Source organism: Paenibacillus sp. PastM-3 (assembly GCF_029893965.1).
Classification (GTDB): Bacteria; Bacillota; Bacilli; order Paenibacillales; family Paenibacillaceae; genus Paenibacillus_AQ.
This window is the reverse complement of record NZ_JARXXP010000006.1, coordinates 1-25,976: the sequence shown is the minus strand read 5'-3', so window position 1 is coordinate 25,976 and position 25,976 is coordinate 1. Positions and strand designations below refer to the sequence as shown.

The following is a 25,976-nucleotide window of genomic DNA, read 5'->3' as shown; positions in this document are numbered from 1 at the left end:
GCATGAATCCGAGTCCTAAAGGTGAAACCGTTACCCGTAGAATCAACAAAACGATTATTTATATCGTCTGCATCTTTTTGGCGGTGCTCAGTATCCTCCCGTTCTGGATCATGTTTGTTAATGCTACCCGCTCTACAGCGGAAATACAGAGCGGGCTCTCGCTGCTTCCTTCGTCTCACTTGATGAGCAATCTGAGAGTGCTGCTGGATAAAAGCTTTGATCCCATACAGGGATTTATGAATTCATTCATCATTTCCAGCTCAGCCACCATCCTGACCGTGTACTTTTCCTCATTGTCAGCCTATGGACTGGTAACGTATGATTGGAAGCTGCGCAAGCCGTTCTTTACCTTTATCTTGTGTGTAATGATGATTCCTTCCCAGGCAAGTGCGATTGGGTTCTATCAGTTTATGTATAAGATCCACTGGACCAACAGCTTTCTCCCGCTGATCCTGCCCGCGATTGCAGCACCGGCGGTGGTGTTCTTCATGCGCCAGTATCTGCTTGCAACGCTGTCGCTGGAGATCGTGGAAGCTGCGCGTGTCGACGGGTCCGGCGAATTCAAAACCTTTAACCGGATCATCCTGCCGCTGATGATGCCGGCAGTAGCAACACAGGCGATCTTTGCCTTTGTAGCGAACTGGAACAACCTGTTCATGCCGCTGATTCTGTTGACACAGAAAGAAAAGTATACGATGCCGGTTATGGTGAGCCTGCTGCGCGGCGATATATATAAAATGGAATTTGGCTCGATTTACATGGGCCTGGCGCTGACGGCCCTGCCGCTGTTTGTGGTGTACTTCCTGTTATCCAGATATATCATCGCAGGTGTAGCGCTGGGAGGCGTCAAGGAATAATCGGTTGAGGGTCCGTAACCCGTTCACAAAACTTTAATGTACTGAGTGCGGCGGAATCCGGTTTGTCTGGTTTTACTGGTATCCGAGCGAGATGCTGAGTCCTGTTGAATGTTTTCAACAGGACTTTTTGGCGCCCGCGGAGGTTAGTTGGATATTTGCAATCTAATTCCAAAAAATTCGGTAATTTCTAATCATTAGGTGGAAAAACGTCACTTATTTCGGGCCGTAGTTCCATTTAAGGGCGAAAACCGCAGATTTAAGTAGCATTTTTCCAACTAATCTCCCACTCACGGTAATTAGCAGATAAAATAGATGACGATTTTTCACTTAGTTGCTGCTATTGGCGAGGCCGCGATCCGGCAACTTGAGCAGACGCGGTGCACCGCAGCATCCGCAGCGACTCAGCACTCTAGCACCGCAGCCCCGCAGTGTCCAGAGCACCTGCAGCACTTGCAGAAACCGCAGCGCTCACAGTACCCGCAGCACCCGCAGCACCTGCAGCACCTGCAGTACCTGCAGTACCCCCGCACCCTCACATCCCGGCCACCCCGCAATCCTGTCACCGGTTCTGCTTCCTGTACTGCAGCGGCGAACGCTTGGCGATTGCCTTGAACACGCGGCCGAAGTGGGCGATGCTGTCGAAGCCGGTGTCTTCGGCGATCCGGGTGACGGAGTCGCTGCTCTCCCGCAGCCGCCGCTGCGCTTCCTGGACACGGATTGTGTTCAGATACTCAATAATCGTGAAGCCGGTCGTCTGCTTGAACAGGCGGCACAGGTACGGAACACTGAGGTAGAACTGTTCCGACAGCTCCTCTAGCGTTATAGTCCCGCTATAACGGGCCTGCAGATACTCAATAATCTCATACACCTTGCGCTGCTTCTCGTCATTGGCTGGGGCGATTGCGGCCTGTGCGCTTTCGCGAATGCGGTTCATCTCAATCAGGAACTGGATCAGCAGTGTCTGCAGATAGAGGCTCTGGTGGCCCCGCGGCTCCTGCTGCTCCTTCAGCATCGCAAACAGCAGGTTCTCAATGGTGCCCTGTTCGTGCGCATCCGGCCGCAGCAGCAGACATTGCTCCCTGAAGAAGGGAAGCGTAAGGCTATTGCCGCCAAGCATCTCCTGCAGAAATTCCCGGCGGAAGTTGATCAGGATGCGTTCATGGCGTACTGTGCCCTTGGCCATCGTCCGGTGCAGTTCATTGCGGTTAATGAAGATCAGATCGCCTTTGCGCAGGGAATAGACCAGATTGTTGATGTAGTAGCTGCGCTCCCCTGCCAGCAGATAATAAATTTCATAGGTCTCATGAAAATGGTCGGTGTCCATGCTGAAGGCGCCGGCCCTTTTCACCTGCTCCACACAAAACAAAAATTCCTGCTTCTCCTCCTGCACTTTGCTCACCTCTACGCTAAGGATAATATATGCATAAAAAAGCTTGTTTTCAGCAAAAACCGTTTAGAAATGAATATATTTTATACTATACAATATACGTAGTAAACGCATTCAAAACAATAGCGATGGAGTGATAACAGTGGGAAGCAAGAAATATGCTTTTGTAGGCACGGGCGGCCGGGCCGAATTCTTTTACGGGGAGATTACAACGAATTACCGGGAGACCGCGGAGATCGTGGGCTTGTGTGATGTCAACGGGGCGAGAATGGCTTACGTGAATACACTGCTGACCGACAAATACAATTACCATGCTGTTCCAGCGTATAAGGCGCATGAATTCGACCGTATGATCGAAGAGACGAAGCCGGATACCGTGATCGTAACCAGCGTTGACCGCACGCACCACCGTTATATTGTCCGGGCCATGGAGCTGGGCTGCGATGTCATTTCCGAGAAGCCGATGACTACGGATGTGGAAAAATGCAAGGAGATTCTGGATGCCATAGAGCGTACCGGCAAAAAGCTGCGCGTAACCTTCAACTACCGCTATGCGCCGCACAACACCAAAATCCGCGAGCTGCTGATGGACGGGGTAATCGGCGAGGTGCTGTCCGTCAACTTTGAATGGCTGCTCAACACGCAGCACGGGGCAGATTATTTCCGCAGATGGCACCGCGACAAACGCAACAGCGGCGGGCTGCTGGTCCACAAATCGACGCATCACTTTGACCTGATGAATTTCTGGCTCGGCTCGCAGCCGGATATCGTATTTGCGATGGGTGATCTGCGTTTCTATGGGCGGGAAAATGCCGAGAAGCGCGGAGTTACCGGGTTCTACCAGCGTGTGCACGGAAGCAAGGCGGCGGAGAATGACCCGTTCGCCCTGCATCTCAAGGACAATGAGCAGCTGAAAAAGATGTATCTGGACACTGAGCACGAGGACGGGTATTTGCGCGACCAGAGCGTTTTTGGCGATAATATCAGCATTGAGGACACCATGGGCGTTATGGTCAAATACAAGAACAAGACGATCATGAACTACTCCCTGAATGCCTACCTGCCGTGGGAAGGCTTCAATATTGTATTTAACGGCACCAAAGGCCGGATGGAGGTCAAGGTTGTGGAGCAATCCTACGTCAATGCCGGAGGCGGCAAGGATCAGGAGGGTGCGGTAAAAGACAAGCGAATTACCATCTTCCCGCAGTTTGCAGCCCCGTATGAGGTGGAGATTGAGGAGGGCGTAGGCGGACATGGCGGCGGTGACCCTGTAATGTTGCGCGATATTTTCGAGTGTCCCGCGGATGACCGCTTTAACCGGGCTGCCTCGCACATTGACGGTGCCCAGTCGATTCTGACCGGCATTGCCGCCAACCAGTCGATTGCCACCGGTCTGCCGGTGAAGGTGGAGCAGCTGCTCAAGCTGTAACGAATCTGATTCACAAAACAACTCTATAAGCCTTCCTGAGACCGTCTCGATTATGCAGGCGGTCTTTTTATGTCGAAAAAGTTGATGAATGATCATAGTTTGACGATAAATTGTTAAAAAAGACCTTGAAAATAGTGAATATGTCGAGATTTGTTGAGAGTTTGTTCAGAGCGGTCTGCTACAATGACTCCAGGATTAAAAATATAGGTACAAAGTAGTTGATTACAGGAGTGAACCTTAGTCAGCCACCGTATTTTAACTTGGGAGGTAAGCAGCATGAAAAAACGGTTTTTATCAAAGGTCTTATCTATTGTTACTACCGTCAGTTTGAGTATAGGCTCTTTTGCAGGCATCGGCTATGCGGACCCGGCGGATACAAGCGCGTATGGTGAGGTCCTGGTCAGTGATACCGATTCTACCAGTTGGACTATAGCACCGGGTAATACCTCAAGAAATTTGGCGGTTTCGCCGGATGGTTCCATTTATGCCGTATATAACGGCGGTACTGAGATCCGTGTCGCCAAGAGCTCAGATAACGGAAAGACCTTCCAGAAGAGTGTTATCGCTGCAACCGGCCAATATGAGCCGGAGATAGCGGTTTCTTCCTCCGGTACGGTGTATGTTGTGGGAGTGGAATCAGGTATAGGTGTACTGGTGAAAAGCACTGACGGCGGTAAAACATTCGGTGCTCCGGCCACAATTGGCTCTTTTATGGGCAGTGCTGTACATATGGCTGTGGACGGCAGCTACATTTATGTGACGGACACGGTAGGGTCAGACCTTTTTTACAGCAGTGATGAAGGGGCGACCTTTAATAAGTATGCATTTAATGAATATTATGCCTTTACCGACCTGCATGTTGATCCTCAGACAGGGGATTTGATTGTTCAGAAGGATAACCCATCACTGAAGTATTATGTCAGCAAAACCCATGGGCAAACTTTTGAGAAGGCTGTGATTCCTAACCGTTCGGTCTTTTACTCTGTTGGTGCATTATCGGCAGGTAACCAGGGCCAGTATCTGTTTGTTGCCGGTTCCGGTTCAAACCTGGAGCGCATGAACCTCGGCGATAATACGGTTGCCACGCTGCAAGGCGGAAACAACCAGTCTTCACAAGGACGTTCCCTTAGCGCAGACAGCTACGGCAATGTCGTGACCGGCTTCAGCAACGGCTCCTCTGTATTTTTCAGCGTCAGCCAGGATCTGGGCACGACCCTTTCCTCCGCGGTTGAAGTCGCAGCGACAGACGTAGCTAATGCGGCAATCAATACGACGAATGGCGACATTCTCTATTTGTATGAGAAGAGCGGCAAGATCTATCTGAAAGTGTTCCAGGGTCTGCTGAGCGGCTACAAGCTGTATCTCTCAAACACCAATCTGTATTTTAATTATCCAGCGCAAAAGAAAGGCTCCGTCACAGTAACCAACACTTCGGATGCCGCGCTCAAAATCAATGAGGTATCAGTCAGCGGCGACTTTTCCATTGTCAGCAATACCGTTGCTTCCGAGCTTGCTCCGGGTGAAGGCGGTGTAATTGAAGTGCAGTATTCACCGCAGGGTCCGGGTACCTCCAACAGCAAGCTGACCCTTAAGGTGGACGGCGAGCCGGATCGTGTAGTTCTGCTCAGTGGTATCAGTGAAGCAGCGGCAGGCAGCTCTGCACCGCAGGCAGCTGATATTGCTGCTAATGCGACTACCGACACAGTGACTCTTAAAAATGTTCCCGCTGGTGCAGAAGTTACGGTATATGCCGCAGACGGTACGACTGTTCTCGGAACCGCGAAGAACACTGCTGATGCAGCTGCCGATGTTACTGTAGTCATTACAGCCGGATTAAGTGCAGGGGAAGCCCTGAAGGTGAGTCTGACTGAGCCTGATTTGGCTGAGAGCGAGCTTACAGATATCACAGCCCTAAATGAAGTGACAGCATCACCTGCAGCGGCTGATATTTCCGCGAATGCTACTTCATCTGCTGTTACTGTAAAAAATGTGCCTGCAAACGCAGTGGTATCTGTATATAGCGAAGATGGTATTACCGTTCTCGGAACAGTTACCAATGAGACTGGAAGCCCGGCTGATTTAAATATCGTAATTGCATCCGGACTTGCAGACGGCCAGATCGTGAGAATCGGCTCACAGGAGCCGGGCAAGGATCAAAGTCCGCTGACAGCAGTTCCCGCAGCGTATGAGCCGACCGTGGCGCCAGCAGCCGGTAGTTTGACGGCCAATGCAACGACCGGCGTAGTTACAGCAAGCGGCGTTCCGGCAAGTGTTACGGTATCTGTATACGCAGAAGATGCTGTAACTGTGCTGGGTGCTACTTATAATGATACCGGTGCTCCGGCTGACTTTAATTTTGCAGTGAACGGCCTTGTACTGGGACAGATTGTAAAGGTCAGCTACACTGAAGTAAATAAAGCAGCAAGCGCCAAGGTGGAGGTTAAGGCCGTTTATGAGCAGACTGTCCAGCCTCTGGCCGGAAATATTAATATCAGTGCCACTCAAAGCACGGTTATTGTCAATCAGGTGCCGGCAGGCGCGGCAGCTTCTATCTACAACAAAAATAACAAGCTGCTGATCAGCGCTGTAAATAACACAGATACAGCAGGTCCGCTGAAATTTACCGGCCTTGCTCTGACTGAGGGCGACAGCATTTCCGTTACATTGACAGAAAACAAAAAAACGGAAAGTGCTCCGATTAGTGTAATTATAACTATCAACGCAGCAGACGCTGTAAATGAAGCCTCCAAGCTGCTTGAAATCAGCTATTCAGCCGGTGAAAGCTGGGAGAATGTACTGTCAGCCCTGACCCTTGCAGCGAACGGCAGCTACGGTACACAGATCAGCTGGACTTCCAGCAAACCGGAGGTTATTGAAATTCCCGCAGCATCAGGCAGCACCATCAAGGCTGCTGTGAACCGCGGTACCAAGGATGAATCTGTAGTGCTTAGCGCGAAAGTCAGCCGGGACGGACAGGAGAAAATCCGCACCTTCCTGCTGGTTGTAACTGCAGAAGGAACATCAAAGGTTGAGGATACCAGCAATATCCGCAATGTGGAAGTGAAGGACCAGTCGGATGTAACAGCCCAGGTTCCGGTAAAACGGATTAACGTAACGGCTGCAGACGGTACAGTCTCCAAAATTGACAAGGTAGTATTCGATACTGCCAAGGCACAGGAGATCATTTCATCTTCTGTACCGGGCTACAATAATACAACTACTGTATACATCGATGAGCTGGCAGGGAATGCCGCTGATGAAATTGCAATTGAAGTTCCGGCAAGTACACTTGCCCTTCTGGGAGCAAACGGCTTCAGGCTGAATATCCAGAGTGACTATTCAACAGTAACGCTGAATGCAGCTGAGCTGCAGTCCATGATGGAAGATAATCTGGATCTGTATTTCCGGATTGTACCGGTTCACAGCCAATCAGCGCTGGCAGCAGTAACGCCTCCGGTTCCAACGTCCTTTGGCGGACAGAATCTGAAGGCGCTTGGCCAGCCGCTGGAGATCGAGACGAATTACAGCGGCTATGAAACAACGCTGATGATTCCTTTTGTGAAGAATGGTATCAACGGTGCACTGGACCTTAACCGTCTTGCTGTATATATTGTACACAGCGACGGGGATATTGAGCTTTCGGCGGGAACTGTCGTGTACAATGAGCTGAAAGAGCCAGTAGGCATTTCCTTTGTAATTAACAAATTCAGTACCTTTAGTGTAGTCGAAACTAGCTCCTCGCTTCCGGGCAGCGGTGCACCTGCACCAGCCGGGCCGGTTGTACCAGGGGTTATCTCGGACAGTCAGACTACGGCAACAGAAGCAACCTATTCGCATTCCTCTTATATCCAGGGGTATGAGGATGGTACCTTCAAGCCTAGCCGTGCAGTAACGCGGGCTGAGCTTGCAGCCCTTCTTGCTCGCAACCTAGGGACAACTGCTGCAGCTGCAGCAGGCTTTACAGATGTAACAGCCCAGCACTGGGCTGCGGAGTATATCTCCACAGTTGCAGCAGCCGGCCTGATGAAGGGTGATCCGGACGGCAGCTTTAAGCCGGACCGTGCGGTAACCCGTGCCGAGATGGCGGTTCTGAGTGCGCGTCTGAAGGCATTGTCCTTTGATGAGAGCGGGGCAGCAGCTTCCGCTATCCCGGATGTGAACAAGCACTGGGCTGCAGGAGCAATTGATGCAGTGAAGGCTGCGGGGCTGATGACCGGCTTTGCAGACGGAAGCTTTGCCCCTGCCAAGACATTAAGCCGTGCAGAAGCAGTAACTGTAATCAACCGTCTGTTCGAAAGAGGGCCGCTTACGGGTGTAACCCGTCCAAGCTTCTCTGATGTTCCGGCAGCACACTGGGCTTATGCAGACATTGAGGAAGCCGCGGTACATCACAAGTACATGATCCAGAACGGTAAAGAGGTTCTTGCCGACTAGAATTATAGCCAGGCAAGTAAGCATTAAGCTGTAAAGAATAAAGCAAGCCTGTCTGAATGCCGTAGCTTACGGCTTCAGACAGGCTTTTTGCTGACTTTATAACAGGGTTTTAAAGGAATGGCGGATGACATCCCCGCGGCTGATGATGCCGACAAGCACACGGTTGCGTTCAACCGGAACCTTTTTAATCTGTTTTTTGCCCAGAACTGCAGCGATCCGTTCAACATCCTCGTCCCAGGCTACCGTGGTCACCTTCCTCTTGGCGATGGTCATGACGTTGAGGTTCAGCAGCCGCCGGGTCCGCTCCTCGAATTCATCCTCGTCGCCTTTAATTACATTGATCTGAAAAAAAGAATCGACGATCAGATCATCATGCTTTCCGATGTACCGCATGATATCCCCGTCGCTGATATAGGCAACAATCTCGTTCCGGTCGTTGATGACCGGCATGCCGCTGATCCGGTGCTCCAGGCACTTCTCGATAAAGGTCCGCACGGTATCGTATTCCTTCACCTTGTATACCTGCCGGATCATGATTTCATGAGCTTTCATGAGGTTCCCCCAACTGTGAATGGACTAGCTTTTGCGGAAATAACTTGTATAATGAAACTATATACTTGTATTATACAAGCTACGAATTTGAAGTCAATAAATATCGGATATGCAGGAAAGAGAGGCTGCTGCACATTATGGAACGAAGCCCGCTAGAAGCAATTGAACTGGAAATGACCATTCTCAGCCGCCGGCTGACCTCCATTAGCACCTACAAAAAGTACGGGATTCTTGATCACTCGGCCTATCTGCTGCTTCATCAGATTGCATCGAACGGCTCCGCCGGCGTAAAGGCCCTGGCCGATGAATTTCATCTGGACATTTCAACCATCAGCCGGCAGGCTTCTGCCCTCGAGCAAAAGGGTTATGTGTTCCGCGTTCCCGACCCGCAGGATGGCAGAGCGTATACGCTGCAGATGACAGAGCTGGGAGCAGAGACGCTGAAGAGTGATACGGAAGTGCGCCGGGACAAATTCGCACAGCTGCTGCAGGACTTTAGTGAAGCGGAGCGTGAACAGCTGGGGCAGCTGCTGCAGAAGCTGAATGATGCTGTATTTCGGGTTATGTAACGGCCGGACTGACTATACCATACACGGAGGTATCTTATGGATTCCCAGATTCATCAGGAAGAGCAGCTGCTGAAGGTATTTGAGAATATCAGAAGTTTAACGAACCGTACGAACTGGAATGGTCCGCTTCCCTACGGTGAATTTCTGATGATGTTCATGATCGATGTGATGATGAAGAAGGAGGGGGCCCGGCCGGATTCGCCGGAGTGCCGCGGCATTATGGTTTCCCGGTTAAGTGATTTGCTGCAGATCAGCAGACCAACCGCCTCACAGACCATCAGCACGCTGGAGGACAAGGGGTATATTGAACGCGCGGTGTCCGAGACAGACCGCAGGGCCGTTTATATTAGCCTCACCGGTGAGGGACAGGAAGTATTCCGGGAGCGGATGGCCCGTTACTCCGGTATCCTGCATGAAATAGTCGAGAAGGTAGGCCGGGAAGAGGTTGATCAGCTGCTCACCACCTGTGACCGGCTGCGTAGTGTGGTGGAGGAAGTGAGGCAGCGGTACGCGGCAGGCACAACATCATAGGAATTAAAAGGGATAGACGCCGCTTATACCAGTATAAGCAGCGTCTATTTAACTTTTGCCTGACTCTCTGTCTATAATGGCTTCAGAGATTAATTCCAAGTTGTCTCATTGGAATATCTACAATATTGATGGACGGAGTGAAATGACATGGCAGGCAGCAAGGGTACAGCGAAAAAGGTAATGCTGCTGGGGCTTGACGGGGCGGACCCGTCAGTAATCCGGCGATATGTGGCAGAAGGAAAGCTTCCCAATTTCCGGAGAGCGATCGAGGCAGGCGCGGCAGCAGGCGATTTGGGCATGCAGAGTGTGCTGCCCGCGATCACTCCCCCGAACTGGGCATCGATTGCCACCGGAGCGTATCCGGCCACGCATGGGATTACCTGCTTCTGGAACCATACGCTGGGCAACGAGCTGGATGTGCTGGATTACGGCTTTGATTCCGGGCTCCTAAAGGCGGAGACGATCTGGGAGGCTTATGCCAGAGCGGGCAAGAAGAGTATCATCTTCAACTATCCGACCTCATGGCCTCCGCAGGTGCAGGATGCGATCTATGTAGACGGAACCAGCATATACACAAATCTCCGCGGGTATATCGACTATGAAAAGCTCTACGAGGGCAGAACCGGCGACTTTGAGTTCATTGAAATTCCGCATGTGGTTGACAATACAGGAGCCAACTGCCGTTTTGAAGGGGAGGAAACGACCCAGAAGGCAGAGCTGAGTAAAGAGACTTATGAGGGCTACGGTTATACTCAGCCGGGGCTGGTGACTACAACACAGGACGGGGAGCTGTCAGCCGATACGCCTACTGCGGATCAGATTCTGACGCCGGTCAAGCCGGCTGAGGGCTGGATCACTGCCCCGGCAGGCGCGAGAGAATTCCCGGTGCCGGTAAATAACGGCCAGGCCAGACGCTGGGGACTGCTCATAGCCGATGACGGGGTAACCTACAACCGGATCGGAATCTATGCATCCAAAACAGCGGAAGCCCCGCTTGGAGAAGCGGTGCTAGGGGAGTGGAGCGGCTGGATATATGACAGCTATACCATTGACGGGAACAGCATTCCGGTTGCCTACAAGATTCGCGTATTGGAGCTGGACCCATCAGGCAACAGCTTCAAATTCTATTCGTCTTATGTATTGGATCTTAAGACCGGGAAGTATTTCCACCCGCAGAGTATCGGGGAAGAGCTGTACAGCAAGGTCGGACCGATGCTGCAGCCGTCCAACTACAGCCGCCTGAATCCGCAAGCCGATCAGGTGCTGCTCGAATCCATCGGGGAAATGTACGGCTGGCATGTGGATGCAATCAACTACCTGCTGGACGGCAACGAGTGGGATTTATTTTATACCCATATGCACGGGATCGACATGTTCAACCATTTCTATCTCGATCATACGCTGTCTGCCGCGTCACCGGATTATAAGCGTTATGAGGAGATTATTTACAGAATATATGAAATCAGCGACCGCTTCATCGGCGCACTCCTGGATCGTCTGGACGGCGAGACGGCGGTGTTCATCGTGTCAGACCATGCAGGAGTAGCCAAAAATCCTGATACGGATCACCCGCTGATCGGGGACATGTGGGGCATCAACGTCGGCATCATGGGCGAGTTGGGGTATACCAGGCTGAAGGATAATGCGGGAAGCCTGGAGATTGACTGGAGCAATACGGTTGCTGTCGCCCAGCGCGCTACCTTCATCTATCTTAATTTAAAAGGACGCGACCCGCAGGGTATTGTTGATCCTGCTGATTATGACCATACGGTCCAGAAGATTATTGATGACCTGTACAGCTACCGCGATCCGAAAACCGGCAGACGGGTGATCAGCTTTGCCTTGAACCGCAATGATATGGAGCTTGTAGGACTGGGAGGCGAGAATTCCGGGGACATCTTCTACATTCTGGAGCCGGATTTCACCCGCTGCCACGGCAACGGCCTCAGCAATCATACGCTGCAGGGCTATTCCATGCAGGCTTTGTTCATTGCTCTTGGAGCCGGAGTGAAGAGCGGAGAGGTCATCGGCCGTAAGGTCAAAGTAGTCGATATCGTACCCACCATCTGCCATCTGACCGGCTCACCTGTACCTAAGGATGCTGAAGGCGGAATCCTCTATCAGATTCTGTCCGGGGAAGCGGACGGGGCGTCCGGAGCTGCCGGTCCTGCGGCTGAGCCTGTTACGGCAGGAGCAGGAAGTTAAGCACAGGATGCGGACCGAGGTGCCCCGCAAGCATGTGCCCCATATTACGGACCGTGAATTTGATGAGCTGACCTTTGGCAGTGAAGAGCCAGTGCTGGTGTTCTTCGGTTCCCGGCGCTGCAAAATCTGCCGGGAGCTTTTCCCGGTCGCCGAGGCGGTGGCCCATGATTTTAGCGGACGGCTGCAGGTATACGGGGTGAATGCCGACAGATACCGCCACCTGTTCAACAGGCTGCGGCTGAAAGGGATTCCCCATCTGGTGCTGTTTCTGGGCGGAGAGGTGAAAGTGAGAATCGGCGGGTATCATCCGCAGCAGGAGCTGGCCGACAAGCTGGAGGAGTGGGTACCTGTAGAACAGCCGGGTAACGGGGAACAGCCAAGGCAATAAGATAAAGGCTGCGGCTTGTCAGTGATCTTTTTCCTAGTAGTCACATTGGATTTATAATTATATAATGAGGCTATTACGTTGAGAGAGGGAGAGCTTATGCGCCTGGAACAGCTCTATCATATTGTGGCGATTGCCCAGACAGGGTCCATTTCGACGGCAGCTGAACGCGCCTACATATCACAGCCTGCACTCAGCTCCTCGGTATCCAAGCTGGAGGTGGAGCTGGGGGTTCCGCTGTTCAAGCGGACCAATCAGGGTGTGCATCCTACAGAAATCGGACAGGCTGTCATCGCCAAGGCTATGGAGGCCATTGATCTGCTTGAGGATATCAAAGCGCTTGCCGAGGAGAATACACGCAGTATGACCGGAAGCATTCATCTGGCGGTAGAGCCGTTCATCAGCAACACGATTATGGTCAATGCCCTGACAACGTTCAAGTACAGGCATCCCAATGTGAATGTGCTGATGAAGGTAGGGGAGTCCAATAACAACCTGCGGGATATTGCGGCGGGAAAAGCGGATTTCGGTGTGGTGATGAAAAGCTGCAGCCCGGGCGGGGAACGGGATCTTTGCTTCAGGGAGCTGTTCAGGGACCGGCTGGTGCTGCTGGTCAGCAGGGAGTCGGTGCTGGCCGCCGGCGGGAGCATTATGCTGCAGGAGGCAATGGCTCAGCCACTGGTGTTATACAATACGGAATTTGCTACCGACTGCTGGGTTTCCGAGCTGCTTGGAGGTTACGGCGAATGCAATGTGGCTTACCGGCTGGACAGCTTCCCGATGCTGGAAAAAGTGATTTCGCAGAACCTGTGCGCAGCCTTTGCCCCCAAGTTCATGAGTGATTATTTTGTGAATAAGGGCAGTATTATTCCGCTGGAAATTACCGGTGCCGAGCTGGATGTTTCCATTGTTCTGGCCTGGACCAAGCGGCATCATCTGTCCCTGATTGAAAAAGAAATGATGGAAACGATCAAATCCTTTTGTGCAATGTTTGAGTTTATCGGTTAGCGCTGACCGGACAACCGGAGGCCTGCCGTCTCAGCAATACGGGTGAAGTATGCCCTGCTGAGCGGCAGGCCTTTTTGAATGAAGGAGATGCTGATATGCAGAGCAACACACAGGGTGCCGTGCCGCTGACAAATGGAGAGGACCGGCTTGCGCCGGCTGCCGCAAGGAGAGGTACCGGCGGGAAAATATCAAAGGAATGGCTGTACCGCGGAATCTCCGCCGCTTCCCTGCTGGCGGTGCTGCTGCTGTGGTGGTGCGCCGGCACGTTCGGCTGGGTCAATCCGCTGTTTCTGCCAAAGCCCCAGACCGTATGGAACGCCTTTATGGATGTGCTCCGCGACGGGTACAAAGGGCAGACGTTGCTGAACCATATCGGCACCAGCATGCGGCGGCTGTTTCTGGCGCTGGCGGCAGCTTTTGCCACGGCGGTTCCGCTGGGTATTCTGTGCGGCCGGTACCGGGTGCTGCGGGCAATTGTGGACCCTTTTATTGAATTCTACCGTCCGCTGCCGCCGCTTGCCTACTATACGCTGCTGATTCTGTGGTTCGGGATCACGGATGTGTCCAAGGTGCTGCTGCTGTTTCTCGGCGCCTTTGCCCCCTTGTTCATTACGGCGGTATTCAGCGTTCAGCGGCTCAGCCCCGACCGGATTAACGGTGCCCGTTCGCTTGGGGCAAAGGGCTGGAAGCTGTATGCGTTCGTTATCTTCCCGTCGGTGCTCCCGGAGCTTCTGACCGGTCTGCGCACAGCTGTCGGCGTAAGCTACGCTACACTGGTTGCCGCTGAAATGGTTGCCGCTGTATCCGGCGTCGGCTGGATGGTACTGGATGCGAGCAAGTTTCTACGCAGTGACATTATGTATCTGGGCATTATCATTATGGCGCTCATCGCCATTGCCATTGATCTTGTAATCCGCAGCCTGATCCGGCTAGTCTCGCCGTGGACGGAGCAATAAGACTATATATTCAAAAGGGAGAGGAATGCTTTGAGACATTTCCGCACATTATTCAGGATTACCCCGCTGCTGGCGGTGCTGGCAGTACTGCTGGTGATTACCGCCTGCGGCAATAATAATCAGGCAAGCGGCAAAAATGCGGCGCAGGCGACGGAAACGCCAGCCGGAACGGCTGCTGCGGAGACGGCAGCTGCTGAGCCGGCCGCTGCTGCGGAGGAGCTGCCGAAGGAGATCCGCATAGGCTACCAGGTATCCCCGAACGGGGAGCTGCTGGCCAAAGCACTTGGCCTGCTGGAGAAGAAGTATCCGGATATCACTGTTTCCTGGCTGAAATTCGACTCCGGCCGGGATGTGAACGTGGCGATTGCCAGCGGAGGCATTGACTTCGGCCTGCTGGGAACACCGCCGGGGGCATCCGGCATTGCCCAGGGTCTGCCGGATCAGGTCTATTATATTCATGATGTAATCGGCCAGAGCGAAGCGCTTGTCGTCAAGAGTGATTCGGGGATTGCCTCGCTTGCGGATCTGAAGGGGCATACCATTGCCACGACCTTCGGCTCCACCTCCCACTTCAGCCTGCTCTCGGCTCTGAAGCAGGAGAACATCGATCCGGCTACCCTTACCATCCTTGATATGCAGGCTCCGGATATTGTGGCCGCCTGGCAGCGCGGCGATATTGAAGGCGCATATACCTGGCAGCCGAGCCAGTCCAAGCTGGTGGAGGACGGAGGAAAGATCATTATTAGCTCTGCCGAAGTTGCAGCCAAAGGCGGAATTACCGGCGAGTTCGGTGTCGTGCATAATGACTTTATCGCCAAGTATCCGCATGTGGTCAAAGGATACATCTCAGTGCTGGATGAGGCGGTCAAGCTCTACCGCGATCAGCCGCAGGAGTCGGCAGAGGCGCTGTCTGCAGAGCTCGGTCTGACACCGGAAGCCACCCTTAAAGCGATGAACGAAATCATTGTGCTTGATGCTTCACAGCAGACAGCGCCCGAGTATATGGGGACTCCGGATCAGCCGGGTGCGTTCGGCCAGCTGCTGAAGGATACCGCAGATTTCCTGGTGGAGCAGAAATCGATTACTGAATCACCCGAGTTATCCGTGTACCAGAAGGCGCTGCGCAATGATCTGTATTCTGCGGAATAAACAATCTGCAGCAGGAATGGGGGAGCCAGAGTGATCTATGAAGAAAAGCTGGAGCAGGGGATTCTGCTGGACGGAATCAGCCTTGCCTACGGCAAGGGAACGGCGGAGCGCCATGTGCTGCGGGACATCAGCCTGCAGCTGGCACCCGGAGAATTTGTAGCTGTTCTTGGCCCGTCCGGCTGCGGCAAAACCTCGCTCCTGAATATCCTTGCAGGTTATCTGCGGCCGACCCGGGGGACGGTTACCATCAACGGCAAACGCCATACAAGGCCCGATCCGGAGGTCGGTGTCGTCTTCCAGCAGGCCAACCTGTTCCCATGGTTATCGTTATCCCGTAACATCGAGTTCGGCATGCGGATGCAGAATCTTCCCAAAGCCCGGCGCAAGGAACGGGTATCTTATTTTCTGGAGCTGATGGGGCTGGAAGCATCCGCAAAGCTGCTGCCGCACCAGCTGTCCGGCGGAATGAAGCAGCGGGCAGCCATAGCCCGTACGCTGGCCGCCGAGCCGGAGATTGTGCTGCTGGATGAGCCGTTCAGCGCACTCGATGCCTTGACCCGCGAGAATATGCAGCTGCATTTGCGGGAGATTTGGCGCAAGACAGGCAAGTGTATGTTCTTCATCACCCACGATGTAGATGAAGCGCTGCTCCTGTCCAGCCGTCTGATCGTAATGCACCCTGAACCGGGCAGAGTGGTGGAGGATTTCGCCAATCCGCTGACCTCAGGCAGTGTGGACCGGACCTTTCAGGACATCCGTAATTCCAGTGAATACGCTGAACTGCGGCAGCTTCTCGTTTCCGGGATTGGCGGATAGTTATATAACAGAAACAGGGCTGTGCCGGATTAGCGGTGCAGCTTTTTTCTGCTGAGCAGCATCGGCCAAAATTTGTCCGGTAAAATAACAACAAATGTCCATGGCAGAGCATACGGAGGTCACGTTAGAATGAAAAATAAAATTGAGAATTGTTATCATTTGGGGGAGGGATATATTATGATAAAACACCGTCCAGCGCTGCTGCCGCTGTGCCTGATGCTAATGGTAATGCTGTTTTTGAGTGCCTGCGGAACGGAGTCCGCTGGTAACACTCCGGCTTCGGCTGCTACTCCGGCAGCTACCGCAAGTCCTGTGCCATCGCCTACAGCCGGTACCGGAGGCACCCGGACTTACACTGATGCGCTGTCCAGAGAAGTAGAGATTCCCGAACATCCGCAGCGGATTGCGGCCCATTATTTTGCACCGGAGATTGGAAAAAATCGCACCGACCGTGGTCATGAGCTACAGCGAGGAATCCTTTTGCCCGGCTGCGCAAGCTTGGCGAGCTTACAGGTCTGGAGGATGCGGCCGTCAAGTGGATTGACGCCTACAATGCTAAAGTGGAGCAAAAGCGTGAAGAGCTGAAGTCCTACATTAGTGAGGGAGAGACAGCTTCAGCCTTTATCCTGCACTCCGATCAGAAGCTGTATGTCTACGGGCCGTAGCGCCTTGGACCGACGATGTACGATGCGCTTGGATTCAAGTAGCCGCAGAAGCTGGCCGAGCTAAGCGCCACTGAGCCAGATGCATTATGGACGGAAATCTCCCTGGAGGTGCTTCCTGAATATGCGGGAGACCGGATTTTCCTGGTGAAGCCGTCTGAGGATGCGGAAGCTTTGAAGAAGACGGAGGAGCTGCAGAACAGTGCGGTATGGAAGAATACTCCTACGGTAAAGAATGGACAAGTTTATGTAGTCGGATCAAGATGGGCGCTTAACGATCCGCTGACGCTGGACTGGCTGCTGGACCAGATGCCTGCTGCTTTGATGAAATAGGTGAATTAGTTTTGGCTGTGAAATGGAGCTTTTTCCGGCATGCGCTGCCGGGGAAGCTTCATTTTTGCGCTGTTCTGGCGTATACTTAGTCCAGCTAAATGAGATTCATTATCAATGATGTCGGGGGCGAAAGTTATGACAACAACTAAGGACCGCGCCTTTGCACCGCCTCCCCGGTTTATACTGGCCGAAATTGCTCATTGCAGGCTTGTTCTTCCGGCAGACAGGGCAGAAGAGGCAGCGGGGATAACCGGAAGGCTGGAGCATCACGCCATATATATCGTGATAAGCGGAAAAGGGATGCTATATGCGGGTGGCAGGGGCTATTCGCTGTTCTCAGGCTCCTGCCTGTTCCTGCCACCCAGGCTGGACGTACGGATTCAGGCAGACAGGCCTGAAGCTTTCGTCTTATTCAGACTGCTATATGTTATAGAAGGAGGTGCAGGTCTGTCCGAAGCGGCTGAGCTGCTTTTACTGGACCAGTTCTCCTTGCTTATCGGCAGGCTGGAACGCCTCCTCGGGACAGCTAAAACATCCGGATCCGCTTAAACAGCTGGGGCAGGAGGTTCTTTTTCAGCAGATTATTCTGTTTCTCTGGATAGCTGAAAAAGGCAGCGAGGAACGGGATTGGACGTGTGAAGCACTGAAGGAGCAGTGGGCTGCGGAGGCGCATCAGGAGGCGGAGGAAACGGTGGAACACACGCTCACCTTCCTGCACACCCATTACAGGGATAACTTACAGATCGGCGGGCTGGCGCGCGATGCCCATATTAGTCGCTGGCAGTACGGCAACCTGTTCAAATCATTGACCGGACGGACTCCGATAGAATATTTAACAGCGCTGCGGATCACCTTATCAAGGCAACTGCTGGCGAATGGTCCTGACGTAAGGCTGCGCGAAATTGCCGGCAGGGTAGGCTTTTTTGAGAATATCAGGCAAGGCGCACTTTTAGAAAAGCGGACCGTATGCATCAGATGTGTGAGCAGCATTTGACAACAAATTTGGTCTTGAGCTATACTTTCTGTAATCTTATAGTTTGTATACGTTGAATGAGCGCAGTAGCAGCTTAGTCCCTGTCACAGAAAGCCGGGGGGTGATGGAACCCGGTACACACGAGGGCTGCGAAATACACTCTGGAGTATCTTGGGTAATGCCAAGCGGAATCAAGCGAACGATAACTCGCTTATGAGTGGTATGGACCGGCTGATTTTTGGCTGTCTATGCAATTTGGGTGGTAACACGGTTAATTCAATCGTCCCTGTGTCTGAATAGACAAGGGGCGATTTTTTGCGTTCGCCGGGCTGGCTGTATGCCAATAGCGCAGACATTGGCGGTCCGCAAACCCTTGCCGTACCCCAGGTGATGCTCATCCTCCAACGTATCTCACTGACCATACCGATCACTAACAAAGGGGCTGTACATGTTGAATATTATTGATGAACTGGAATGGCGCGACGCCATTAATCAGCAGACGGATGCGGAAGGGCTGCGGGAATTAACAAATACTAAGGCGGTTTCGCTGTACTGCGGCGTTGATCCGACCGGGGACAGCATGCATATCGGACATTTGATTCCATTTATGGTGCTCAGACGCTTTCAGCTGGCCGGGCACCGTCCGGTGATCCTGATCGGCGGTGCAACCGGAACCATTGGCGATCCGAGCGGACGCCAGAGCGAGCGCTCCCTGCAGACACTGGAGCAGGTACAGGAGAATGTGGATGCATTGACTGCACAGATGAAGAAGCTGTTTATCTCCGATGATGACGCCAACCAGGTCCGTCTGGTCAACAACTACGACTGGACGAAGGACATTAATGTCATTGAGTTCCTGCGCGATTTCGGCAAAAACTTCAGCATCAACACCATGCTCGCCAAGGATGTTGTCTCCAGCCGTCTGGACAGCGGGATTTCGTTCACCGAGTTCTCGTACCAGATTCTGCAGTCGATCGACTACCTGCACCTGTACAAGCATGAGGATGTGCAGCTGCAGATCGGCGGCTCCGACCAATGGGGCAACATCACCAGCGGCCTGGACCTGATCCGTAAAAAAGAAGGCAACGAAGCCAAAGCGTTCGGCCTCACCATCCCGCTGATGCTTAAGGCAGACGGTACCAAGTTCGGCAAAACCGCCGGCGGCGCAGTATGGCTCGACCCTAAGAAAACAACCCCGTATGAGTTCTACCAGTTCTGGGCGAACACGGATGACCGGGATGTAATCAAATACCTCAAGTACTTTACTTTCCTCAGCAAAGAGGAGATCGAAGCTCTTGCAGCCAAGGTTGAATCTGAGCCGCACAAGCGCGAAGCACAGAAGGCACTGGCGGAAGAAATGACCCGGTTCGTACACGGTGAAGAGCTGCTGGAGCAGGCGAAGCGGATTACTGCCGCCCTGTTCAGCGGCGACATCCGCTCCCTGACTGCCGATGAGATTGAGGAAGGCTTCAAGGAAATGCCTACCTTTACCGCCACTAACGAAACGAAGAATATCGTGGAATGGCTGGTTGACCTGGGCATCGAGCCGTCCAAGCGCCAGGCGCGTGAGGACATCACCAAGGGTGCTATCTCCATAAATGGCGAGCGCGTTAATGAGCTGGAGGTTGACATTACTGCCGAGCACGCTATCGGCGGCAAGTTCATTATCGTCCGCAAGGGCAAGAAAAACTACAGCCTGGTAAAACTGGTTTAAGCAGCGGGCGGCGGATTAGAGGCGAAAATCCTCTGATCCGCCGGTTTTGTATTTGAAGGAGGATTAAGGGGAAATATCCCACTAACTGCACCGTCTAAGGCTGAACACCAGAAACGAAAGGGAAAAATCCCTCTGATTCAGCTACAACTAGCCTAAACGCCGAAATGAAGGGGAAAAATCCCTTTGATTTGGCTGCAATCGGCTCAAACGCCCCTTGAAAGTTAATATGCGTAACGCCCATACCAGGCAGTCCCTTAAATCGCATCACGCCATCCTCCGGTTACCTTGAACACAACTTACCCTCGTCAGAAACCTTAAGACCAGTTACCTTCATACATTTAAAGACTTAGTCTTGTCTCATTCACCCATTGATAATAATTCTCAATTTTATTTTTGGTTACCATACAGCCTGTTATTCTTTATTCTCCCTCTGTTCTCTCTAACAGGCAGCCTGCTTAGTCTTCCAGCTGCTCCAGCTCATCCTCCAGTCCGGCCAGCTTTTTGCGGATGGCGGCGGCAAGCTCCACATCGCCGGCTTGTTCAGCCTGTGCTAATGCGTCCTGAGCTATGCTGATCTGATACTCCAGATAGGTGAAATCCGATGAAGCTCCGGTGCGGGCTGATCGTTGCGAATAGGTCATAATCACACACCTCCTTTTTTACATAGTAGGATCGTTTCCTGGCTGTTTCCTAGCTGTCACCATTAGTATGTCCATATTACTAGCTTCCGGGGATATGCTCAACCTGTGAACGTTCAGGAACTGTCAGCAGCTGCTTAATTATCTGCACCGGAAAGAACAGCTGCAGCTGCTTGTTGTTCCCGGTAAGCTCCACTAACCGGTATATGAAACATAGCCTTTCTGTATAAACTGTGCGCTGATTATGATATATTTGCAGTAAGCTTTACGAAGTGACAGCAACAGACCTGAAAGGGAGTACTTCATGACACAATTTGTTTACAAGCAGATTATTGATGACCTCAAAATGAAAATTTTTGCCGGAGAATATCCGGATATGCGCCTGCCGGATGAACGGACGCTCAGTGAAACCTACCAGGTCAGCCGCAGCTCGATCAAACGGGCGCTCGCCAAAATGGAGAGTGTCGGCATTATTTTCAAAAAACGGGGCTCAGGCACCTTTATCAATCCCTTGTACATAAAAAATGAATCGATCTTTAATTATGAAGGCTCTAATCTGGGGGTTACCGATAACTTCCAGATGCATGGCACGAAGCCTAAGGTTAAAGTGCTGAATTTCGAGGTTATTCCTCCAACCAAAGAGCTGCAGCGGGATTTGTTCCTCGGGCCCCATGATTTTGTGTACAAAATCGTCAGGCTCCGGCTGTTCGACGATGAACCGTTCATGATTGAAACAGGCTACATCCCGATCAAAATTGTCCAGGATCTTAACCAGACGATTATTGAAGGCTCAATCTTTAATTATCTGGAGGATTCGCGCAATCTCGCTGTCACCAAATCATTCCTGTCTGTTTTTGCAGAGCCGTCTGAGCCGGGTGACCAGGAGCTGCTGCACCTGTCACCGAATGAGCCTGTAAGTATCATGGAAGGGATTTTCTTCCTCGATAACGGCACTCCGCTTGAATTCTCGCATATGAGGTTCCACTACAAGTATCTGAAATTTAATACCTTTGTGTCCGTTACGTAAGCGCAGGTCCGGGAAATTTTCCCGGACTTTTTTTTTGGCTGGGAGAAGAGAGGCAGGAGGATTAAGGGGCAGAGGTATAGATGCCGAATTCGGCTGTGAAAATAATCGTCGTGCCGGTTGAAGCCGGCTCTGCTGAACTGAGGCCGATCTCCCCGTTCATTAGTTCTACAATCCGCTTGCAGATCGCCAGACCGAGCCCGCTGCCTTCTGTCTGCCGGGTGATGCTGTTATCGACACGGTAAAAGGGAAGGAACAGGCGGGCTTGTTTTTCCGGAGGTATGCCGCTGCCGGTATCCTGTATCTTAAATTGCAGCTGGGCGGTATCAGCGGAAACTGAGAGAAGATATGCGGCGACGGAAATACTTCCCGCCCCGGTAAATTTCACCGCATTCCCCAGCAGATTGAGCGATACCTGTCTGAGCCTTCCGTCATCTCCGACCAAAAGTTCTGGAATGTTATCGTCAATAGAAACGTTAAGCTGGAGCTGTTTGTTCCAGATAGCCGGAGTAAGCAGCTCCAGCGTCTCCGCAATGGATTCCCGCACACTGAATGCTTCAGCCAGCAGCTGACCGAAACCGGACTCCAGCTTGCTGTAATCCAGAATATCGTTCACGATCCGCAGCAGTGACTTCCCGCTTCTTTGAATAGTGGCAACGTACTCCTTCTGCTGCTCATTCAGCGTGCTTGCCGCGAGCAGTTCGGCCATGCCCAGTACGCCGTTCATCGGCGTCCGGATCTCATGATTCATCATCGCGATGAACTCATTTTTGGCCTGGTTGGCCAGCTCCATGGCTTCTTTTTCGATCAGAAGATGTTTCTGTTCATTCAGCAGCTGTCTTTGTATAGACAGGGAGGGGAAAATAATTTCTTCTGTTGCTTGATGCTTATAAAGGGGTGATTTATAAAACTCGGTATCAGTCATGACATACTCATGCTCCCTGATAAGCCCGGTCTGCAGGGAAGCAGAAATCCCGTACGCATTATAGGCGCATACAGATACCATCCCGTATTCCCGCACAAAATCGGCTGTCTGCCGCTCATATGCCATCAGATTTTCCCGAATGGTGTGTTCATTGTGCTCACCCCAGGTCAACACATTAGCCCATGTACGGAGCGAATAGTCTTTATGTTGAATCGTCGCGGTTATTTTCTCGAAATGAGACACAATGTGCTGGAAATTAAAATCTCCCCGGGAACCGTAATAAGTGAAGCCTGTCGGCCAGACTGCTGCTGCCCAGCTTTTCCAGGATAGTCTGATAAACGTCGGCCTGCTCAATAAACAGAATGTGGTGATTGTGCTCAATTGCCGTTGTGATATATGAAAGAGCATTATCAATATAACGATCGTAATCCTCAAACAGATAGATGATATGTCCGCCGTCTGTAACACTTGTTAAAGAATTTAACGTTATTGCCTGTCTGCTCATAATGGGGCTCCTCATTGCTGCAAGTTTATCTATTACTATAATTGAAAATAATATCTTCGTCACTTTTTCTTCAGCTGGTGGGGAATCATTGCTATAACTCCTTTTATTTACAAGTTATTGAATGTAAAAAACTGGCGAAAGACATAGCGGACGAGCGTTTTCCCAGACAATTCCCTGCACATTTCATACTATGTTCAAAATTTCACAAAATTGGACCGCATCACTTGTCTAAAAGGTTGTATTTATTTTTTTCAGAGGTATGATGTACCTGTAGAGAAAAAAGATTGGTAATTATAAATACAATCATTTAGGGAGTGGAGAAAATGGGATTATCGACCATGAATGTTGATTATTCATCAAAAACGTATCTGGAGAAGCTGGACGCTTACTGGCGGGCAACGAACTATATTTCCGTAGGACAGTTGTATTTGAAAGACAATCCGTTGTTAAGAGAACCGCTGAAGGATGCTGATGTCAAAATCAAACCAATCGGGCACTGGGGAACGATTCCCGGCCAGAACTTCATTTATGCCCATCTCAACCGCGTTATCACCAAATATGATCTGAACATGTTCTATATAGAAGGACCGGGCCACGGCGGCCAGGTAATGGTATCGAATTCCTATCTGGACGGCAGCTACACCGAAATTTACCCGGACATCACCCAGGATATCCCGGGTCTCAAAAAGCTGTTCAAGCAGTTCTCGTTCCCTGGCGGCGTAGCTTCCCATGCTGCACCTGAAACTCCGGGATCCATCCATGAGGGCGGTGAGCTTGGTTATTCCCTGTCTCACGGCGCCGGCGCGATTCTCGATAATCCTGACCTGATCTCGGCAGTTGTCATCGGAGACGGCGAGGCTGAAACCGGACCGCTGGCCGCATCCTGGTTCTCCAACCGGTTCATTAACCCTGTTACAGACGGCGCTGTACTGCCGATCCTGCACCTGAACGGCTTCAAGATCAGCAACCCTACGATCCTCTCCCGCCAGTCACGGGAAGAAATCACGGCTTACTTCACCGGCATGGGCTGGGAGCCGTTCTTTGTAGAAGGTGAAGATCCGGAGCGGATGCACCCTGAAATGGCCAAGGTACTGGATACAATCGTGGAAAGAATTGCAGCGATCCAGAAAAATGCGCGTGAAAATAACGACCTTACCCGTCCGCTATGGCCAATGCTTGTCTTCCGTTCCCCTAAAGGCTGGACCGGACCTGCTCAGTGGGATGGCGTACCGAATACCGGCTCGTTCCGGGCTCATCAGGTGCCTATTCCGGTTGACCAGAAGAATATGAAGCATGCCCCGGCGCTGCTGGACTGGATGCACAGCTACAGACCGGAAGAGCTGTTCGACGAAAACGGCCGTCTGTTTGCTGAAATTGCTGAAATTCTGCCTACCGGCAACAGACGAATGGGGATGAACCCTGTTACGAATGCCGGCAATCTGATCAAGGACCTGAACCTGCCTGACTTTGCCGACTATGCGCTGGACAATGCTGTTCCGGGCCAAGTGGTGGCACAGGATATGGCGGTTCTCGGTAAATACCTGAAAGAGGTTGTCCTGCGTAACGAGCCTAATCGCAACTTCCGGATCTTCGGGCCGGATGAAACGATGTCCAACCGTCTCGCACCGGTGTTTGAAGTGACCAAACGCCAGTGGCTGGATCAGGTTATTGAGCCAAATGATGAATTCCTGGCTTCATACGGCCGGGTTATCGACTCCCAATTGTCGGAGCATCAGGCGGAAGGCTTGCTTGAAGGATATGTACTGACCGGACGCCACGGCTTCTTCCACAGCTATGAAGCGTTCCTGCGCGTTGTGGATTCAATGATTACCCAGCACTTTAAATGGCTGCGCAAGGCAACCGATCAGGGCTGGCGTGCCGATATCCCGTCACTGAATGTTGTGGCAACTTCGACCGTATTCCAGCAGGACCATAACGGCTACACTCATCAAGACCCGGGTCTGCTCGGCCACCTGGCTGACAAGAAACCGGAATTCATCCGTGAATATCTGCCGGCCGATGCGAACTCCCTGCTGGCTGTATTCGATACGGTGCTGAATGACCGCCAGAAGATCAACCTGATCGTCTCCTCCAAGCATCCGCGTCCGCAATGGTTCAGTGTAGCAGAGGCGCAGGAGCTGGTTGATAAAGGGCTGAAGATTATCGACTGGGCAAGCACAGACAAGGGCGGCGAGCCTGATGTGGTCTTTGCTTCCGCAGGTACAGAGCCAACCATTGAAAGCCTGGCGGCGATCTCCATCCTGAATGAGAAATTGCCTGAGCTCAAAATCCGTTATATCAACGTAGTGGACCTGCTGAAGCTGAGAAGCCAGAAGCTCGATCCGCGCGGCCTGTCCGACGAAGAGTTTGATCAATTTTTCACAAAAGACAAACCGGTGATCTTCGCGTTCCATGGCTATGAAGGCCTGATCAAGGACCTGTTCTTCGACCGTCACAATCACAATCTGCATGTGCATGGCTACCGTGAGAACGGCGACATCACCACTCCGTTTGATATGCGCGTGCTGAATCAGATGGACCGCTTCGACCTGACGAAGGAAGCTGTACTGAGCCTGCCTGAGTCTGCCGAGCATACTGCTATCGCAGCTGAGATGGATGCCATGGTTAAGAAGCATTATGAATTTATCCGCGAAGAAGGCATTGACCTGCCGGAGGTTGAAAGCTGGGTCTGGAAGGGCTTGAAATAAAGTTTGGATATTGAAATTGCAAGCCTGTCCCCGTGTTGGGGGCAGGCTTTTGTGGTACGCCCAGCATGGGCGTCATCTCTAGGGTGAAAGTCCCGAACGGGGGCTGGCAAGCGCCTACCGTTAGCCAAGGGCAAGGGTGTCCACCGTGAGGCGGAATCTGAAGGAAGCCGGAGGCAAAAGCACGGCCTGAGGTACACGAATCCAATTTGAGGCGGT

Annotated in this window: 23 protein-coding genes and 1 other annotated feature; of the genes, 18 read left to right on the top strand and 5 right to left on the bottom strand. The window is 52.1% G+C overall.

Features of this window, described 5'->3' with window-relative positions:
* The first annotated feature begins 2 nt into the window (after nt 1-2).
* Nucleotides 3-857 carry a carbohydrate ABC transporter permease gene (locus tag M2108_RS11760; protein WP_221799219.1) on the top strand — a complete coding sequence of 285 codons (855 nt, stop codon included), beginning with the start codon at nt 3-5 and terminating at the stop codon, nt 855-857.
* 559 nt (nt 858-1,416) lie between these two features.
* Here M2108_RS11760 and M2108_RS11755 read toward each other — a convergent pair.
* Complete coding sequence (locus tag M2108_RS11755; protein ID WP_348537942.1) at nt 1,417-2,247, bottom strand: helix-turn-helix domain-containing protein; 831 nt, start codon at nt 2,245-2,247, stop codon at nt 1,417-1,419.
* A 139-nt stretch (nt 2,248-2,386) separates the two neighbouring features.
* On the opposite strand from M2108_RS11755, the gene M2108_RS11750 reads away from it, so the two are divergent.
* Nucleotides 2,387-3,673, top strand: a complete 1,287-nt coding sequence (locus M2108_RS11750) for a Gfo/Idh/MocA family oxidoreductase (protein WP_277469533.1) — start codon at nt 2,387-2,389, stop codon at nt 3,671-3,673.
* Nucleotides 3,674-3,949: 276 nt separating this feature from the next.
* Nucleotides 3,950-8,107, top strand: a complete 4,158-nt coding sequence (locus M2108_RS11745) for an S-layer homology domain-containing protein (protein ID WP_277469532.1) — start codon at nt 3,950-3,952, stop codon at nt 8,105-8,107.
* Between the two features lie 96 nt (nt 8,108-8,203).
* Here M2108_RS11745 and M2108_RS11740 read toward each other — a convergent pair whose 3' ends face one another.
* Nucleotides 8,204-8,659 (bottom strand): CBS domain-containing protein, encoded by a 456-nt coding sequence (locus M2108_RS11740; RefSeq protein WP_277469531.1) that lies wholly within the window; start codon nt 8,657-8,659, stop codon nt 8,204-8,206.
* A gap of 137 nt (nt 8,660-8,796) precedes the next feature.
* Between M2108_RS11740 and M2108_RS11735 the strand changes: the two genes are divergently transcribed.
* The 13 genes from M2108_RS11735 to tyrS all read left to right on the top strand — a co-directional run bounded on the left by M2108_RS11735 (nt 8,797) and on the right by tyrS (nt 19,960).
* Entirely contained in the window at nt 8,797-9,228 is a 432-nt protein-coding gene (locus tag M2108_RS11735; RefSeq protein WP_277469530.1) for a MarR family winged helix-turn-helix transcriptional regulator, read from the top strand.
* A gap of 36 nt (nt 9,229-9,264) precedes the next feature.
* Nucleotides 9,265-9,759 (top strand): MarR family winged helix-turn-helix transcriptional regulator, encoded by a 495-nt coding sequence (locus M2108_RS11730; RefSeq protein ID WP_277469529.1) that lies wholly within the window; start codon nt 9,265-9,267, stop codon nt 9,757-9,759.
* A gap of 147 nt (nt 9,760-9,906) precedes the next feature.
* Nucleotides 9,907-11,964 carry an alkaline phosphatase family protein gene (locus M2108_RS11725; protein WP_277469528.1) on the top strand — a complete coding sequence of 686 codons (2,058 nt, stop codon included), beginning with the start codon at nt 9,907-9,909 and terminating at the stop codon, nt 11,962-11,964.
* Between the two features lie 7 nt (nt 11,965-11,971).
* Nucleotides 11,972-12,352: a thioredoxin family protein gene (locus M2108_RS11720; protein WP_277469527.1), complete on the top strand. Its 381-nt coding sequence runs from the start codon at nt 11,972-11,974 to the stop codon at nt 12,350-12,352.
* Between the two features lie 96 nt (nt 12,353-12,448).
* Nucleotides 12,449-13,357, top strand: coding sequence for a LysR family transcriptional regulator (locus M2108_RS11715; protein ID WP_277469526.1), 909 nt, complete (start codon nt 12,449-12,451; stop codon nt 13,355-13,357).
* 95 nt (nt 13,358-13,452) lie between these two features.
* Complete coding sequence (locus tag M2108_RS11710) at nt 13,453-14,313, top strand: ABC transporter permease subunit (protein WP_277469525.1); 861 nt, start codon at nt 13,453-13,455, stop codon at nt 14,311-14,313.
* 30 nt (nt 14,314-14,343) lie between these two features.
* Nucleotides 14,344-15,462: a taurine ABC transporter substrate-binding protein gene (locus M2108_RS11705; protein ID WP_277469524.1), complete on the top strand. Its 1,119-nt coding sequence runs from the start codon at nt 14,344-14,346 to the stop codon at nt 15,460-15,462.
* Nucleotides 15,463-15,492: 30 nt separating this feature from the next.
* Nucleotides 15,493-16,278: an ABC transporter ATP-binding protein gene (locus M2108_RS11700; protein ID WP_277469523.1), complete on the top strand. Its 786-nt coding sequence runs from the start codon at nt 15,493-15,495 to the stop codon at nt 16,276-16,278.
* Nucleotides 16,279-16,455: 177 nt separating this feature from the next.
* A complete protein-coding gene (locus tag M2108_RS11695; RefSeq protein ID WP_277469522.1) occupies nt 16,456-16,863 on the top strand; it encodes a hypothetical protein in 408 nt (135 codons plus the stop codon).
* Nucleotides 16,864-16,994: 131 nt separating this feature from the next.
* On the top strand, nt 16,995-17,273 hold the full coding sequence (locus M2108_RS11690) for an ABC transporter substrate-binding protein (protein ID WP_277469699.1): 279 nt from the start codon (nt 16,995-16,997) through the stop codon (nt 17,271-17,273).
* Nucleotides 17,274-17,408: 135 nt separating this feature from the next.
* Nucleotides 17,409-17,822: an AraC family ligand binding domain-containing protein gene (locus M2108_RS11685; RefSeq protein ID WP_277469521.1), complete on the top strand. Its 414-nt coding sequence runs from the start codon at nt 17,409-17,411 to the stop codon at nt 17,820-17,822.
* 142 nt (nt 17,823-17,964) lie between these two features.
* Nucleotides 17,965-18,267 (top strand): helix-turn-helix domain-containing protein, encoded by a 303-nt coding sequence (locus M2108_RS11680; protein WP_277469520.1) that lies wholly within the window; start codon nt 17,965-17,967, stop codon nt 18,265-18,267.
* A 43-nt stretch (nt 18,268-18,310) separates the two neighbouring features.
* Nucleotides 18,311-18,537 (top strand) — a binding site (T-box leader).
* A gap of 160 nt (nt 18,538-18,697) precedes the next feature.
* Nucleotides 18,698-19,960: a tyrosine--tRNA ligase gene (gene tyrS, locus M2108_RS11675; protein WP_277469519.1), complete on the top strand. Its 1,263-nt coding sequence runs from the start codon at nt 18,698-18,700 to the stop codon at nt 19,958-19,960.
* Between the two features lie 455 nt (nt 19,961-20,415).
* Here the strand turns inward: tyrS and M2108_RS11670 are convergent, their stop codons facing one another.
* The gene (locus M2108_RS11670; protein ID WP_277469518.1) at nt 20,416-20,601 is read right to left on the bottom strand and encodes a hypothetical protein; all 186 of its coding nucleotides are present in this window, start codon (nt 20,599-20,601) and stop codon (nt 20,416-20,418) included.
* Between the two features lie 301 nt (nt 20,602-20,902).
* Here M2108_RS11670 and M2108_RS11665 point away from each other — a divergent pair, with 301 nt between their 5' ends.
* Nucleotides 20,903-21,625, top strand: coding sequence for a GntR family transcriptional regulator (locus M2108_RS11665; protein WP_277469517.1), 723 nt, complete (start codon nt 20,903-20,905; stop codon nt 21,623-21,625).
* 61 nt (nt 21,626-21,686) lie between these two features.
* Here M2108_RS11665 and M2108_RS11660 read toward each other — a convergent pair whose 3' ends face one another.
* Nucleotides 21,687-22,790, bottom strand: coding sequence for an ATP-binding protein (locus M2108_RS11660; protein WP_277469516.1), 1,104 nt, complete (start codon nt 22,788-22,790; stop codon nt 21,687-21,689).
* A 13-nt stretch (nt 22,791-22,803) separates the two neighbouring features.
* Nucleotides 22,804-23,052 (bottom strand): hypothetical protein, encoded by a 249-nt coding sequence (locus M2108_RS11655; protein ID WP_277469515.1) that lies wholly within the window; start codon nt 23,050-23,052, stop codon nt 22,804-22,806.
* A gap of 323 nt (nt 23,053-23,375) precedes the next feature.
* Between M2108_RS11655 and M2108_RS11650 the strand changes: the two genes are divergently transcribed.
* Complete coding sequence (locus M2108_RS11650) at nt 23,376-25,760, top strand: phosphoketolase family protein (RefSeq protein ID WP_277469514.1); 2,385 nt, start codon at nt 23,376-23,378, stop codon at nt 25,758-25,760.
* Nucleotides 25,761-25,976: the final 216 nt, after the last annotated feature.